The 14,755-nt window shown below is 64.9% G+C and carries 11 protein-coding genes and 2 tRNA genes; 5 read left to right on the forward strand and 8 right to left on the reverse strand.

What is annotated here, in order from left to right; all coding sequences use genetic code 11:
* The first annotated feature begins 109 nt into the window (after window positions 1-109).
* A complete protein-coding gene (locus AC1AZA_RS01410; protein WP_476512962.1) occupies window positions 110-1,144 on the forward strand; it encodes a uroporphyrinogen decarboxylase family protein in 1,035 nt (344 codons plus the stop codon).
* Between the two features lie 24 nt (window positions 1,145-1,168).
* Here AC1AZA_RS01410 and AC1AZA_RS01415 read toward each other — a convergent pair whose 3' ends face one another.
* Complete coding sequence (locus AC1AZA_RS01415) at window positions 1,169-1,636, reverse strand: MerR family transcriptional regulator (RefSeq protein ID WP_476512963.1); 468 nt, start codon at window positions 1,634-1,636, stop codon at window positions 1,169-1,171.
* A 115-nt stretch (window positions 1,637-1,751) separates the two neighbouring features.
* Between AC1AZA_RS01415 and AC1AZA_RS01420 the strand changes: the two genes are divergently transcribed.
* Window positions 1,752-2,762 carry an aldo/keto reductase gene (locus AC1AZA_RS01420; protein ID WP_476512964.1) on the forward strand — a complete coding sequence of 337 codons (1,011 nt, stop codon included), beginning with the start codon at window positions 1,752-1,754 and terminating at the stop codon, window positions 2,760-2,762.
* Window positions 2,763-2,819: 57 nt separating this feature from the next.
* Here the strand turns inward: AC1AZA_RS01420 and AC1AZA_RS01425 are convergent, their stop codons facing one another.
* From AC1AZA_RS01425 to AC1AZA_RS01440, 4 genes are all read right to left on the reverse strand, one after another.
* The gene (locus AC1AZA_RS01425) at window positions 2,820-5,009 is read right to left on the reverse strand and encodes a KUP/HAK/KT family potassium transporter (RefSeq protein ID WP_476512965.1); all 2,190 of its coding nucleotides are present in this window, start codon (window positions 5,007-5,009) and stop codon (window positions 2,820-2,822) included.
* A gap of 838 nt (window positions 5,010-5,847) precedes the next feature.
* Window positions 5,848-7,659 (reverse strand): AMP-dependent synthetase/ligase, encoded by a 1,812-nt coding sequence (locus tag AC1AZA_RS01430; RefSeq protein WP_476512966.1) that lies wholly within the window; start codon window positions 7,657-7,659, stop codon window positions 5,848-5,850.
* A gap of 38 nt (window positions 7,660-7,697) precedes the next feature.
* Window positions 7,698-8,282 carry a M23 family metallopeptidase gene (locus tag AC1AZA_RS01435; protein ID WP_476512967.1) on the reverse strand — a complete coding sequence of 195 codons (585 nt, stop codon included), beginning with the start codon at window positions 8,280-8,282 and terminating at the stop codon, window positions 7,698-7,700.
* A 312-nt stretch (window positions 8,283-8,594) separates the two neighbouring features.
* On the reverse strand, window positions 8,595-8,783 hold the full coding sequence (locus AC1AZA_RS01440) for a hypothetical protein (RefSeq protein WP_476512968.1): 189 nt from the start codon (window positions 8,781-8,783) through the stop codon (window positions 8,595-8,597).
* Here AC1AZA_RS01440 and AC1AZA_RS01445 point away from each other — a divergent pair.
* Window positions 8,784-8,856: transfer RNA gene (locus AC1AZA_RS01445), tRNA-Asn, on the forward strand.
* A gap of 37 nt (window positions 8,857-8,893) precedes the next feature.
* Window positions 8,894-8,966 (forward strand) — tRNA-Asn (locus AC1AZA_RS01450).
* 71 nt (window positions 8,967-9,037) lie between these two features.
* Here AC1AZA_RS01450 and AC1AZA_RS01455 read toward each other — a convergent pair.
* The 3 genes from AC1AZA_RS01455 to AC1AZA_RS01465 all read right to left on the reverse strand — a co-directional run bounded on the left by AC1AZA_RS01455 (window position 9,038) and on the right by AC1AZA_RS01465 (window position 13,389).
* A complete protein-coding gene (locus AC1AZA_RS01455) occupies window positions 9,038-9,964 on the reverse strand; it encodes a MerR family transcriptional regulator (protein ID WP_476512969.1) in 927 nt (308 codons plus the stop codon).
* Window positions 9,965-10,310: 346 nt separating this feature from the next.
* Window positions 10,311-11,933, reverse strand: a complete 1,623-nt coding sequence (locus tag AC1AZA_RS01460; protein ID WP_476512970.1) for a type 1 periplasmic-binding domain-containing protein — start codon at window positions 11,931-11,933, stop codon at window positions 10,311-10,313.
* 235 nt (window positions 11,934-12,168) lie between these two features.
* On the reverse strand, window positions 12,169-13,389 hold the full coding sequence (locus AC1AZA_RS01465; RefSeq protein ID WP_476512971.1) for an NADP-dependent isocitrate dehydrogenase: 1,221 nt from the start codon (window positions 13,387-13,389) through the stop codon (window positions 12,169-12,171).
* 117 nt (window positions 13,390-13,506) lie between these two features.
* Here AC1AZA_RS01465 and AC1AZA_RS01470 point away from each other — a divergent pair, with 117 nt between their 5' ends.
* Window positions 13,507-14,631, forward strand: a complete 1,125-nt coding sequence (locus AC1AZA_RS01470; protein ID WP_476512972.1) for a GuaB3 family IMP dehydrogenase-related protein — start codon at window positions 13,507-13,509, stop codon at window positions 14,629-14,631.
* Window positions 14,632-14,755 lie beyond the last annotated feature (124 nt).

Raw genomic sequence — 14,755 nt, forward strand, 5'->3', positions numbered from 1 at the left:
ATCGAAGGGCGGAGATCCAGCACGAGCGCCGTCGCCTGCGCGAGAGGGCCGAGGCTTACGCGTAGAATACCAACCAACGACAACGCAGTCAGCAAGGAGAACAAGGCCCATGGCCATCATCACACCCGCAGCAGTACCGAATCCCGCTCCCGCGCCGAAACCCATGACCAAACGCGAACGCATGCTGCACGCCATGCACAACGAACCGGTGGACCACGTGCCGGTCGGCTTCTGGTTCCATTTCGACCATGAGCACAGCGAAGGCGAGGCCAACGTCGAAGCGCATCTCGACTTCTACCGGCGGACGGATCTGGACTTCGTCAAGATCATGTGCGACGGGTTCTTCGCCTACCCCGTGGACTGGGACGTGATCGAACGCCGCGCGTGGGGTGAGCTCGAACCGCTCACGGCCGACGACCCATGGATCCGCGGGCAGGTGGACCGCGCGAAGGCGATCGTGGAGGCGATCGGCGGGGAGCGCTGCGTGTTCTACAACGTGTTCCAGCCGTTCTCCTCCTTCCGCTTCTCGCTCGAGCCGTACGGCCAGTCCTCCCCGGAGGCCACGCGCTACCTCAAGGAGGATCCGATCGGCGTGATGCGCGCCCTGGACGTGGTTGCCCAGTCGAACGCGCTGCTGACCGAACTGCTCATCCGCGAGGCCGGGTGCGACGGCGTGTACTACTGCGTGCAGGGCGGCGAATACGACCGGTTCACCGAGGAGGAGTACCGGTCGTGGATCGCGCCGAGCGACCTGTATGTGCTCGAACACGCCAACCGGTTCTCCGAGAACAACATTCTGCACATGTGCGGCTGGGGCGGCGACCGCAACCGGCTCGAACTGTGGAAGGACTATCCGGCGCGCGTCATGAACTGGGCCGTGTTCGTGGAAGGGCTCGACCTCATCGAAGGCCGGCGCTTCTTCGGCGGCAAACCCTGCATGGGCGGCTTCGAGACGCATTGGGACGGCAACGGCCACCAAGGCGTAATCTACGACGGCACCGAAGACGAGGTGAAGGCGTACACCCGCAACCTAATTCTGGACCACGGCAAGCGCGGCCTCATCCTCGGCGGCGACTGTACCGTGGACGCCAAGCTCGACTGGGAGCGCATGCGCTGGGTGGTCGAGGCGGCCCGCAGCCTATGATTGCCGGGCGCGCTCGCCGTCCGCTCACTCCCTGAACGTGGCGTGCCGGTAGTCCGCCCAGTCGGGGCGCGGACCGCCGACCGCCGCGGCGGAGCGGATGTCGCCATAGTAGTGCAGCTTGCGCAGGATGTGCGCGTGCGCCTCAGCGATGAGCCGCTCCTGCTCCTCGATCGCCGTGCGGCGCGCCTCGAGGAGGGTCATGATCTCGTCGATGTGTCCCTCCTCGTCCGACTCGAACGAGAAGAACCGCTTGAGTTCGTCGATGCTCATGCCGGCATGCTTGAAGCAGCAGATCGAGCGCAACCGGTTGACATGGCACTGCCGGTACTCGCGCTGGCCGGTCTCGGTGCGGCCCACCCCGGTCAGCAGCCCCTGCTCCTCGTAATAGCGCAGCGCGGAGGGCTGCATATGGAACATCGTCGCCACCTCGCGGATGGTGTACGACCGTTCCGTTCCGTCCGGTCCGCTCGTTGCATTCATTGTGTCCGTCATGACACGCCTCCCGATAACTCAGTCGACATCCCGATTTGCCTTCAAGTGTACTTGAAGTGCGATGATCGAACCATCGGCCGGTCATACGGCCAACGAACACATCAAAGGAGAACGCATGTTCGAACCCACCGTCGCCTACCAGCCCGCCGTCACGCGCTACAGCGACATGACCTACAACCGCTGCGGCGCCAGCGGCCTCAAGCTGCCCGCCGTGAGTCTGGGCACCTGGCACAACTTCGGCGACCACAATCCGTACGAGCAGATGAAGCAGCTGCTCTTCACCGCGTTCGACAACGGCATCACCCACTTCGATATCGCCAACAACTACGGCCCCGAACCGGGCGCCGCCGAAAAGAACGTAGGCCGCATCATCCGCCAATACTTCGCCGCCCACCGCGACGAGCTGATCATCAGCACCAAGGCCGGCTACGAAATGTGGAGCGGACCCTACGGGGACATGGGCAGCCGCAAGTACCTGCTCGCCAGCCTCGACCAGAGCCTCAAGCGCCTCGGCCTCGACTACGTGGACATCTTCTACCACCACCGTCCGGACCCGGACACCCCGCTCGAGGAGACCATGGGCGCGCTCGCCCAGGCCGTCGCCTCCGGCAAGGCGCTGTACGTGGGCCTGTCCAACTACGACGGCCCCACCATGGAGAAGGCGGCCGCGATCCTGCGTGAGCTGCACGTGCCGTTCGTCATCAACCAGAACAAGTACAACATCTTCGACCGCACCGTGGAGCGCAACGGGCTCAAGGAAACCGCCGACCGCATCGGCAAGGGACTCATCACGTTCTGCCCGCTCGCCCAGGGCCTGCTCACCGACCGCTATCTCAACGGCGTTCCGGCGGACAGCCGCATCGCCGCAGACGGCCGCTTCCTCCATCGCGACGCGCTGACCCCCGAGCGCCTGCAGCAGATCCGCGACCTCAACGCGCTCGCCGCCGACCGCGGTCAGACGCTCGCCGAAATGTCCCTCGCATGGCTCCTGCACGACGGCAAGGTCACCAGCGTGCTCATCGGCGCCTCCAAGCCGCAGCAGATCCTCGACAACATCGGCGCCCTGAAGAACACCACGTTCAGCGACGACGAGCTCGCCCGCATCGACGAGATCGCCGCGCGGTAGGACGGCCCCGCGGCGAGTCAGCGGACTATCGTGCGGTCGGTCGGCGTGTAGCGTCGCCTACGCTTCGCCGCCGACCGGTCCGACCTGCCCCGCCATGGCCTGTCCCGTTCCGGCGGCGTCCACGGCGGACCGCGTGCCCCTGCCCGTGCGGCGCATCGGCATCAGCCGCTCCTCGCCGCTCCACGCGGGCACCGTGTCGATGATCGGATCGTTGGTCTCCAGACCGAACCATTCGACCGGCTTCGACATGACCCGCTTGAGCGACTGGTAGGCGCGCAGCAGCGTGCGGTCCGCGTCGGGCAGGGTCGACTCGGGGCTGATCACCCGGTGCATGAGCACGTAGCGCACGTCGCCGATGCCGAGGCGCTCGCTCCTGTTCGCCAGCTTCGGCCATTTCGGGTCGATGCGGTCGATCTCCCCGTTGACGAGCATGTTCTCCATGATCGTGCGCATGAAGGACTGCAGGTAGAACTGCGGCACCTTGTATCCGAGGCTGATCACCACGCGGTGCAGCCCGCGCCCGTAGGAGACGACCTTCCAGTCGCGGTCGAACGGACGTTCGGACTGCATGACGCTGACCACCCAGTAGGCGTGCGCGCGATGGTGGATCATGCTCACGGCCACGTCCTTCTCCACTTCGCGCATGGCGGCGTCCGGCGTCAGGTAGACGAGGTTGTCCGCCACCAGATCGCGCTTGTCGTCCTTCGTGCTGTCCGCCAGAATATGAGCCAGATCGTCCGCGTGAATGTGCCCCACGTCGCCGCTCTCCAGCTGCACGCCGCGCGAGCAGACGTGGAACATGGCGAACACCAGACCCCAGATGACCACCGTCACGTAGCCGCCCTCGATGAACTTGCTCACCGCGGCGCACAGGAACAGCAGTTCCACCGCCAGAAACACCGTTCCCGCGGTCACGGCCGCCACCTTCCGCTGTTTCACGTGCCACAGGTAGACGGACAGCAGCACGCTGTCCATGAGCATGGCGACCGTCAACGCCAGCCCGTACGCCGCCTCCATGGCCGACGACGACCGGAAGTAGAGCACCACGAACACGGTGAGCGCGGCCAGTGCGCCGCACACGCTGGGAATGTAGATCTGCCCGCGGCTCACACCCGGGTAGCGCATGTTGAGCCTGGGCAGCCAGCTCAGGCCGTCGGCCGCGGCGGTGAGCGTGAATGCGCCGGAAATGAGGGCCTGCGAGGCGATCACGCCGGCCATCAGCGCCAGCACCACGCCAAAGGGACGCGCCGCATCCGGAATGATCTGGAACAGCGGGGCGGCGTCTTCCACGGCGGTGGCGTGCCCCTGCAGCATCCATGCGCCCTGACCGAAGTACGAGCAGATCAGCGCCACGTTGACCAGCGGCCATGTGGCCCAGATGTTGCTGCGCCCCACGTGGCCCATGTCCGAATACAGGGCCTCCGCGCCCGTGAGTGCCAGGAACACGCTGCCCATGATCGCCACGCCCGCCTTGTTCTCCCCGGAGAACAGGAATTCGAAGCCGAGCGCCGGGTTCAGCGCCTCCAGCACGCTCCAGTCGCGGGTCATGGCCATCACGCCGGTCACGGTGAGGAACGTCAGCCAGACCACCATGATGGGTCCGAACAGCGAACCCAGCCGGTGCGTGCCCGCATGCTGCGCCAGAAACAGGGCCAGAATGATCGCGATGGCGATCATCACCGACAATTCCTGCGACCAGTACGCGCTGTCCCCGATCCACGGGATGGACGCCAGACCCTCCACCGCGGAGGTGATGCCCACCGCCGGCGTGAACACGCTGTCCGCCAGAAACGCGGCCGCACCGACCATCGCGAATGCCGCCGCCGGAGGCCAGAACCGGCGCACCGCCGCGAACAGCGCGAACACGCCGCCCTCGCCCTGATTGTCCGCGCGCATGGCCGTGCACACGTATTTGACGGTCACCACCATGAGCATGAACCAGAACACCAACGAGAGCGATCCCAGCGTCTGAAAACGGTTCAGCATGCCGCCCTGGGCCAGCATGAGCGCCTTGGGCGCGTAGATCGGGCTCGTGGCCAGGTCTCCGTACACGATGCCCACCGCGACGAGCATGCCCGCGGCGGTGGGCTTGCCGGGCTTGCTTGCCTTGCTGAGCTTGCTTGGCCTACCCGTTCTGCGCTGTCCGACGGTCAGACTCAGCCTGCGGGTCAGCCTGCCCGGCCTGCGGTTCGGTTTGCTTGGCCCTCTGTCCGTCCCCTCGTCGTGGTCCGCGCCTGTGACTGTCACCCTTGATCCTTCCGACGATCTCGTCCTCGTGAGCCTTCCCGCTCTCACTCTAGGAGGCGCATTGCGGAACGTCAAAGGCGACCGTGAGCAAACCGTAAGGAACACTCCGCCTGCGGGGCATCTGACCGTACGCGTTTCGTGAGGATCGGATGAGGAAGCGACTTTTGCCATTGCTGCTACAGCGCAGTTCTGCGGCATGATCCGCCCCTTCGGTGTGGCCTGTCCTTCGGTACGGTCTGCATCCGTCTGTTGTCTGTCTCACGGTATGGTCCGACGAGTTTGCTCCGACAAGCCCAACGCCCGCTTTGTAACTGTGTTACAACATCGGTCTTGAAACGCGCCTCGGAGACCGATGCTGTAACGGAATTACAAAATTGGTCTCTGACCGCGGCTTAGAAATCAGTTTTGTAACGGAATTACAACAATGGCCTCCTACAGCGCCTTGGAGATCGTTTTTGTAATTCCGTTACAAAAGATGCCTCTAGCGGGCTCGTGCTGGCAGCCGATGGTCAACGTCATGCTCCCGTTCGATCCGATTTGCTCGTTCGGTCCAACCTGTGTGCCCTGCGACGCAGCTTGGACCGATCATGCAATTTTCGGCCTCAAAAAGGGCTGTTTTTTCGCACGATCGGTCCAACCTGCGAATTGAGCCGTGCAGGTTGGACCCAACGGATGAAAATGCATCCCGGGGGAGTCGAGTCCTCATGCGTGCGAACGGGGCTGTCTTGCGCCGATGAGGTTGACTCGTCGATCGATTGATCTCCCTCGCAAAGCGGCTTGCCCCGCTATAGGAGGCTGCCTGCCGGACGGTTTATCTGTTTATCCGTCGCCCCGCGGCCTACCGCTTGCCGGCGTAGATCACGTTCTCGATGATGTCCCGGTACCGAGCGGTGATGGCTTCGCGGCGTGCCTTGAGGCTGGGCGTGACCATGCCGTTCGCCTCGTTGAGGTCGTCGGTGAGGATCTCGAACTTGCGGATCGACTCGGCGCGGGAGACCTGATCGTTGGCGGCATCCACCGCACGCTCCACCTCGGAGCGGACGATCGGATTGGCGGCGGCCTCGGCCAGGTCCTTGACCTCCGGTGCGCCCTTGAACTTGAGCCACGCGTTCGTCTCGGCAAGGTCGAGGGCCACGAGCGCGGCCACGAACGGCTTGCGGTCGCCGATGACCACGCACTGGTTGACCACCGGCGAAGTCATGACCGCCACCTCCAGCTCGGCGGGGGACACGTTCTTGCCGCCGGCGGTGATGATGAGGTCCTTCTTACGGCCCGTGACGGATACGAACCCGTCGGCGTCGATGTCTCCCAGATCGCCGGTGTGCAGCCATCCGTCCACGAGCTGCTGCGTGGTGATCTCCGGATGGTTGTGGTAGCCGGCGCACACGCTGGGGCTCTTGATGCACAGCTCGCCGTCGTCCGCCACGCCGAACGTGACGCCCTGCATGGGCAGGCCGATCGTGCCGATCTTGTAGCCGGTCGTGGGGTTCACGCTGGCCGGGGCGCAGGTTTCCGTCATGCCGTAGCCCTCCAGCAGCGGCAGGCCCACGCCGTTGAAGAAGTGGGCGATGGACGAGTCGAGCGGAGCGCCGCCGGAGACCGCGTACTCCACGTGCCCGCCGAACACGCCCATGATGGTCGAGTACACGATCTTGTTGTACACGGCATGCTTCACGGCCAGGCCGAACGGGATGCCGTCGTCGGACTGCTGGGCGCGGGACCATTCGCGTGCGGTCTTCGCCGCGTCCGCGAACAGACGGCCCTTGAGACCGGTGCCGGCCTTCTGCGAGGCGGCGTTGTAGATCTTTTCGAAGATGCGCGGCACGGCCAGCACGAACGTGGGCTTGAAGGCGCCGAAGTCCGCAAGAATGGTCTTGAGGTTGCTGGACAGGCCGAGCGTGACGTTGCCGGCGAAGCAGAAGTACTGCATGTAACGTGCGAACACGTGCGCCAGCGGCAGGAAGAGCAGCAGGCGGCGGTTCGGCTTCATGGCGATGTCCGGCATGGAACGGATGCCCGAGTACGTGATGAACACGAAGCTGCCGTGGGACAGCTCCACGCCCTTGGGTGTGCCGGTCGAGCCGGACGTGTAGACGATCGTGGCCAGATCGGAGCCGCGCACGGCCTTCTCGCGCTCGTAGAATTCCGCGTCCTTCACGTCCCTGCCGAAGGTCTCGAGGGTATCCAGCGCGCCGAGCTCGATCACGTACACGTCACCCAGATCGGTCACCTGATCGCGCACGGACTCGATCTTGTCGCGCTGCATGTCGTTCTCCGCGAACGCCATCTTCACGTTGGAATCGTTGAAGATCATGCGCACCTGCGCCGCAGAGTTGGTCTCGTACACGGGCACGGTCAGCGCGCCGATGGACATGATGGCCATGTCGAGCGCCGTCCACTCCCAACGGGTGTGCGAGACGACCGCCACCGCGTCCCCCGGCCGGATGCCGCGCGCGATCAGTCCCTTGGCCAGCGCGATCACCTTGTCGCGGAACTCCACCGCCGTGAACGAACGCCACGTTCCGGTTCCGTCCTTGTATTCGACGAGCGAATCCTGTGGGGCGCGGTTGGCTCGCTCGGCGAGGATCTCGAAGATGTTCCTGTCGTAGTCGATCGGTTCCGGCTGCGGACGCGTGTATTCCTTTTGCATGGTGCCCTCGTCTCCTCGTGTCAATCTACGTACGGATTCTACCGTGCATGCCGGTCCGATCGGCGGATGCGCGGCGATTCGGCCGATTTGATCACAATGCGGTGCCTGCCCGCCATTTCGGCCGGGTCGCGGTATATGCGTTTCCCGGTTTCGACGCCCCATCTGATGCCCCAGTGCAGGCATTTGCCGTCGCAGTGGTCGCTGTGACCGGAAACCGTGGCGAACGGGCTTCCCCGTGCCACTGTCGCGCCGACCGCCAGATCGCTGACCGCCGGCTCGAATGTGGAGGCGAACATGCCATGCCGCACGCTGACCACGTCCTTGCCTCCCACCCGTCCGGAAAACGCAATCATTCCGTCCGCCGGTGCGCGAATCATGTCTCCGGCCACAGCTTGCAGATCCACGCCGCGATGCCCGGCGAGCCACGGCTCCGGCGGTTCCTGAAACGGCTCGAGCAATGCGGGCGGTTCACCTGAAACCGTGCGCAGCGGCCAGTCCATGGTCGCAAGGCAGCCGGAGGGTCGTTCTCCGGCATCGGCAAGCGCCCGGGGCGTGGCAGTGACCATGGTGGCGCACAGGGCCGTCGCCAGAGCGGTCAGCATGGCAAAGGCGATCGCGCGCATCCGTTTGCGGAGGCACTCTTCGGCGTACCGGCGTGCCTTGGCTGTGCGGCGTCGCATTTCGGCGGCATGGCCGCGTCTCGTCATCGCCATGGCTGCGTCCTTTCATTTCTGGCTTGGAATCCTGCGGCATGGCCCGCCGATGAGGCCGACAGCCGCAGTACGGACGAGTCTGGCCGAGGCGCACACGTGGGTCCAATCGGCGGACGCCTGTGGTCGAATGTGGGTAAGACCTACGGGCGTCTGATATACGGGCTTCCGTCGCGGCGCTTCGGCGTGTCGTCTTTCTTGAGCTTTCACCCCTTCCTTCCGGTTTCAGACTGCTTTTCCCGTCGCATTGCAAGCGATGATCGGGGAAAGCGTTGCAATACCGCGGAAAACGCTGGCCGATGCGGCATCCGGCACGCCGAAGACATGCCGTAAGACACGCTGATTTGCATTTTCGCAATGCTGTTGTAAAGTATCTGTCTTGTGCGCTGGAGAAATCCACTGCACGAAAGCCATTCCTGCGTAGCTCAGTTGGCAGAGCATCCGACTGTTAATCGGACGGTCGCTGGTTCAAGCCCAGCCGCAGGAGCTCGGTTCGGCTCAGGCCGACTCGAATAATTGAACATTCCTGCGTAGCTCAGTTGGCAGAGCATCCGACTGTTAATCGGACGGTCGCTGGTTCAAGCCCAGCCGCAGGAGCTTCTGCAAAGCCCCGGTTTTTGTCCGGGGCTTTTTGCTTGGATCCGTGAGATCACATTCTTACTCCACATCTACTTGTGCACGCTGTCCGGCCGCACATCATTCGCAAAGCGTTCGGCAACATGCTGCGCATGGATGCGGATGGCCTCGTTGGCGAAGTCCGCGCAGGCCTTGCTGCCGTAAAGCGCCGCACCGCAGGGGTCGGCGAAACGCGGATCGCCGGTCAGCGCGGTGCGAATCGCGTCAAGCGTGGCCGACAGCGGTATGGCCGGCGACGGCGAGTCGGCATCGGACATCGTGGCGTTCGCCGCCGCCGCTTGGATGTTCCGGTGCAAGATGCGTTCGGCCAGCTGCTGCGCCTCCGGAGAATCCGGGGAGACGCCGGAGTCGAACAGCTGCTTCCATTGCCTGGCGTCGGCGAGCATCGCCTCACGTGCATGGCGTTCGGCATCGTCCCGCGTCCGTTCGATTCGCCTGCGTTGCTCGTCGGAGAGTTCGCCCCACCGTTGCGCTGCGGCGATTCCGTATCGGGCCAATGCCGGATTGGATGCGGTCCGGCGCATCTGGGGAATGTCTCCGTTATCGTCGCACAGGTCGGACAGGTTGTGCAGCACTTGCAACCTGTGCCGTATCGCTGCGATTTCACGGTGCAGATCCTCCGTCTTGGCATCGATGGCCTGTCGGATGCTGTGTGCCCCCGGCTGCGCTATCGCGGCGATGTCCGCAACAGACAGTCCGGCATCGCGCAGCAGTATCACGAACTGGATCCGGACCAGGGTCGGCCAGTCATACCATCGTTCGCCGCCGGCGGAGGTCTCGGTGGGCCTGACCAAGCCGGTCTCGTCGTAATACCGTAGCGTGCGCGTCGTCACGCCGCTGACCTGAGCGGCCTGATTGATCGGCCACAGCTGGTTCGCGTCCAGCAGATCGCCCTCCACGTCGAACATGCCGGCATTGATGCGGGTCCCGTTGCCCGCCATGGTTCCGTGCTCGCTCATGACACATCTCCTTATGAAAGCAGTGTTTTCCGTTCCTGTCCGCGACGCACGGTCTGCGTCGCTGCAACCAGTGTGGCCCCTTACGCAGCGTCAACCGCAAGTCGGACCCGCCGAGCATCTCGCGTCGCTATGAATCCCCGCCTGAAGTGACCCAACGGCGGATATGTGCTTTCGCGCGTTCGGCCGATCGGCGCAATCGGTCCAACCTGTGCGCCCGTTTTCGCAGTTTGGACCGATCGGACGAAAAAACGGCCGTTTTGGGGCCCGAAAATCGCATGATCGGTCCAATCTGCATCGCAGGGCGCACAGGTTGGACCGATCGCGCGAAATGCCGGTCTGGGCGGCATCACAACCCGGCGTCGGCGGGCGTCACGTAGCCCGGGTCGATGAGCATAGCCTTGAGGTTCGATGCGGCGACGGGCAGCTGGTCCTTGGCGATGGTGGGCACACTGGCCTTGTTGCCGGTCTCGTCGCTGCCATAGTCGTGCACGGACACGCCCTCCACTGAGGCTATGTCTCCGCCGCCGTTGAACGTGGCCACGGTCTGTGCGATCGCCGTGGCGGTGTCCTTGCGGTTGCCGAGCGCGGTCATCCATTGCTTGCCGTTGACGATCTGGGGGATGGTGTCCACGTAGGCGCCGTAGCCGGTGATGATGGGCCAGTCGGGGTCGTCGTCGGCGTCCTTGTCCGTGGCAGCGCCGTTGAGCGCGTCGGCAAACGGCAGCGTGATGCCGGATCCTGTGGACGGGCTGGCGGTCGGCGCGTTGGTGGGCGCTTTGCGCGGGTCGGGAACGCTGCCGCGCTGCAGGTCCACCTTGCCGGCAAAGCTGCCCACGATGTCCGAGATGCTGATCTCCGGATTGATGTCCGCCGCCGAGCCGGTGTAGCCCAGATCGGTGAGCGTGGAGACCGTCTGGGAGGCGATGTAGTCGTTCATGGCGAGAATGCCGTCGATGCGCCGGTGCTTTGATGCATCGCGCATGCCGAGCCGTTCGATGATCTCGCTGTTGACGCCGTCCGTTCCGCTGGGATCGAACGTGAGCTGCGACCAGCTGTCCTCGGTGGAGGAGGAGCCCAGAAGCCGCGAGGGGCTTACGGCCCTGCCGTCGCGGAAGTACGGGCCGAGCACCTCCCAGATGCCGGCGAAAGCCTCGGAGACGAACGTCGTGCTCACTGGCGTGCCGTCCTTGCGCGTGGCGATGTAGGGGAGCAGTACTTCGATGTTCTTGGGATTGTCCGCACTGGTACGGTCCAGTTCCAGCTTGCTCACCAGCTGTTGCGCCTGAATGCGGCCGATGTCCCGTGCGGTGGCGAACGCCACGAACAGGTCCGGCGTGAAGCCCTGCAGCTGGTTGGACACCAGCACCACGTGCATGCCGGATTCCTTCGCGAGGGTGAGCGCATTCGTCAGCCGCTGCCCTGCGGCGCGCTGCGTGCGTTCGGCGTCGGTCAGCCCGTCGGTTGCCTCGCTCCACGTCACGTCCTGACGCACATAATCGCCGTATTGGCGGGTGACGGCGTCGGACGCGGTGACGGGCGCGACGATGAGCGTGGTGGATTTGACCGCATCCTGGTCGCCGCCGTTGAGGGTGTTGACGACGTAGTCCTGCACCGCCTGGCTTTGCGCGTTGAGGTCGTTTGACGCAGTCGCCTTCACGGTCGCAGCCGCGTTCTGCGAAGAGACCGCCTGCTGGATGTCCTTGGACAGGGCCGCCCACTTGTTGGTCGGCGTGTTCTGGCTGAGCGTGAGTCCGTCGGACGGCACGAAGATGGCCACGGAACCGGTGGGGGACGAAGCGGATGCACTTGCGGAAACGCTTGCGGACGCGCCGTCGGAGGGAGCCGTGGTGGATGGGGAGGGATTGGGCCGGGCGAAGGCGCATGCGGCCATGGAAAGCGATACGGCGAGGACGGACAGCGCGCAGGCCAGTCGTGCTCCCAGTCGTCTCATCGCCTTCGACGCTTTCACGAATCGCACCTCACCACAATCTGCGGGACCGCACGGTCTGCGGGACCTCGGCACCCGGGTCAACGGACAATACGGTTCCACCTTACTACGGTCACGCCGGGGTCACGCCGGGGCACAGCGCGGGCACAATGTCCGCGGAACAACAACAAGCCCTGTGCCGTGAGTCTGCGGCACAGGGCTCGATTGGATTGCATCACCGGGAAGGCGTCACCGAGAAGGCGTCACCGAGAAAGACTCACTCGGCGAGCGCCTTGGCGAGGTTCTCGTCGAGGGCGTTCATGAAGCCTTCGGTGTCCAGCCACGGCTGGTCGGGACCCACGAGCATGGCGAGGTCCTTGGTCATCTGGCCGCCTTCGACAGTCTTCACGATCACCTTCTCCAGCGTTTCGGCGAAGTGACGGACCTCGGGGGTGCCGTCCAGATCCGCGCGGTGCTTGAGGCCGCCGGTCCACGCGAAGATGGATGCGATGGGGTTGGTGGACGTCTTCTCGCCCTTGAGCCAGCGGCGGTAGTGGCGGGTCACGGTGCCGTGTGCGGCCTCGGCCTCCACGGTCTGCCCGTCGGGGGTCATGAGCACGGAGGTCATGAGGCCCAGCGAGCCGAAGCCCTGCGCCACGGAGTCGGACTGGACGTCGCCGTCGTAGTTCTTGCATGCCCAGATGTAGCCGCCATGCCACTTGAGGGAGCTGGCGACCATGTCGTCGATCAGGCGGTGCTCGTAGGTCAGCCCGGCCTCTTCGTAGCGGTCCTTGTACTCGGTCTCGAACACCTCGGCGAAGATGTCCTTGAACTGGCCGTCGTACGCCTTGAGGATGGTGTTCTTGGTGGACAGGTACACCGGGTAGTGGCGCATGAGCCCGTAGTTGAAGCAGGCGCGTGCGAATCCGCGGATGGAGTCGTTGGCGTTGTACTGCACCTGAGCCACGCCGCCGTCCTCGCCGTAGTCGTAGACCACATGCTCGATCGGCGCGGAGCCGTCGGACGGGGTGAAGGTGACGGTCAGGCGACCGGCCCCCGGCACCTTGAAGTCGGTGGCCTTGTACTGGTCGCCGAAGGCGTGGCGGGCCACCACGATCGGCTTGGTCCAGCCGGGCACCAGACGCGGGATGTTGGAGATGACGATCGGCTCGCGGAAGATGGTGCCGCCCAGGATGTTGCGGATGGTGCCGTTGGGGGACTTCCACATCTTCTTGAGGCCGAACTCCTTGACGCGGGCCTCGTCCGGCGTGATGGTGGCGCACTTGACGCCCACGTGGTACTTCTGGATGGCCCTGGCGGAGTCGATGGTCACCTGGTCGTCCGTGGCGTCGCGGTTCTCGATGCCCAGATCGTAGTAGTCGAGGTTCACGTCGAGGTAGGGCAGGATGAGCTTGTCCTTGATGTCCTTCCAGATCACGCGCGTCATCTCGTCGCCGTCAAGCTCGACGACGGTTCCTTCGACCTTGATCTTGCCCATGCGATCCTCCTCGTCTTTCGTGGGGCGTATTCATCCACAGCAATACCAGACCGAATGTCTCCAAATGGTTACGGCGTTGGAACACGCCGGTCGCAAGGCGGCATTAGCCTAGTAGCCATGTCTCAGGAAATTGAAATCGGTCTCGGCAAGAAGGCCCGTCTCGCCTACTCTCTGGACGATGTCGCCATCGTCCCCTCCCGCAGGACGCGCGATCCGCAGGACGTGTCCACATCGTGGCAGGTGGATGCCTACGAATTCGACATTCCGGTCATCGCCGCCCCCATGGACTCCGTGACCAGCCCCGCCACCGCCATCGCGATGGGCCGCCTCGGCGGTCTGGGTGTGCTGGACCTCGAGGGCCTGTGGACCCGCTACGAGGATCCGCAGCCGCTGCTCGACGAGATCGCCGCGCTCGACGGCGACAAGGCGATCGCGCGCATCCAGCAGATCTACGCGGAGCCGGTCAAGTCCGAGCTCATCACGCAGCGTCTGCACGAGATCCGCGACGCGGGCGTGACCGTGGCCGGCGCCCTGTCCCCGCAGCGCACCCAGCAGTTTTATTCGACCGTGGTGGACGCCGGCGTGGACCTGTTCGTGATCCGCGGCACCGCCGTCTCCGCCGAGCACGTCTCGCAGACCCACGAGCCGCTCAACCTCAAGAAGTTCATCTACGATCTCGACGTACCGGTGATCGTGGGCGGCGCGGCCAACTACACGGCGGCCCTGCACCTCATGCGCACGGGTGCGGCGGGCGTGCTCGTGGGCTTCGGCGGCGGCGCCGTGTCCGCCACGCGCACCACGATCGGCGTGCATGCCCCGATGGCCACCGCCATCGCCGACGTGGCCGAGGCGCGCCGCGACTACATGGACGAGTCCGGTGGCCGCTACGTGCAGGTGATCGCCGACGGCGGCATGGGAGATTCCGGCAACTTCGTCAAGGCCTTCGCGCTCGGCGCGGACGCCGTCATGCTGGGCGCCCCGCTGGCCCGCGCCACCGAAGCCCCCGGCAAGGGCATGCACTGGGGCGCCGAGGCCCGCCACCAGACCCTGCCGCGCGGCTACCGTGCGAACGTGGGCACCGTGGCGCCGCTCGAGCAGATCCTGTTCGGACCGAGCCATCAGGCCGACGGCCGCGTGAACTTCATCGGTGCGCTGCGCCGCGCCATGGCGTCCACGGGTTACGTGGACGTGAAGAATTTCCAGCGCTGCGGCATGGTCGTCACCCCGAACGCCGCGCGCTAGGCCAACGCGTTGCAGGGGATGGGCCACGTTCGTCCACAGCGGCGTCGGCCATCCACTTATCCACAGGGCCCCGGTCGCGATTTGACCGGGGCCCTGCCATGATGTACAGCTCAGGGTAGGAGAG

The sequence above is a fragment of the Bifidobacterium sp. LH_389 genome (assembly GCF_056357235.1).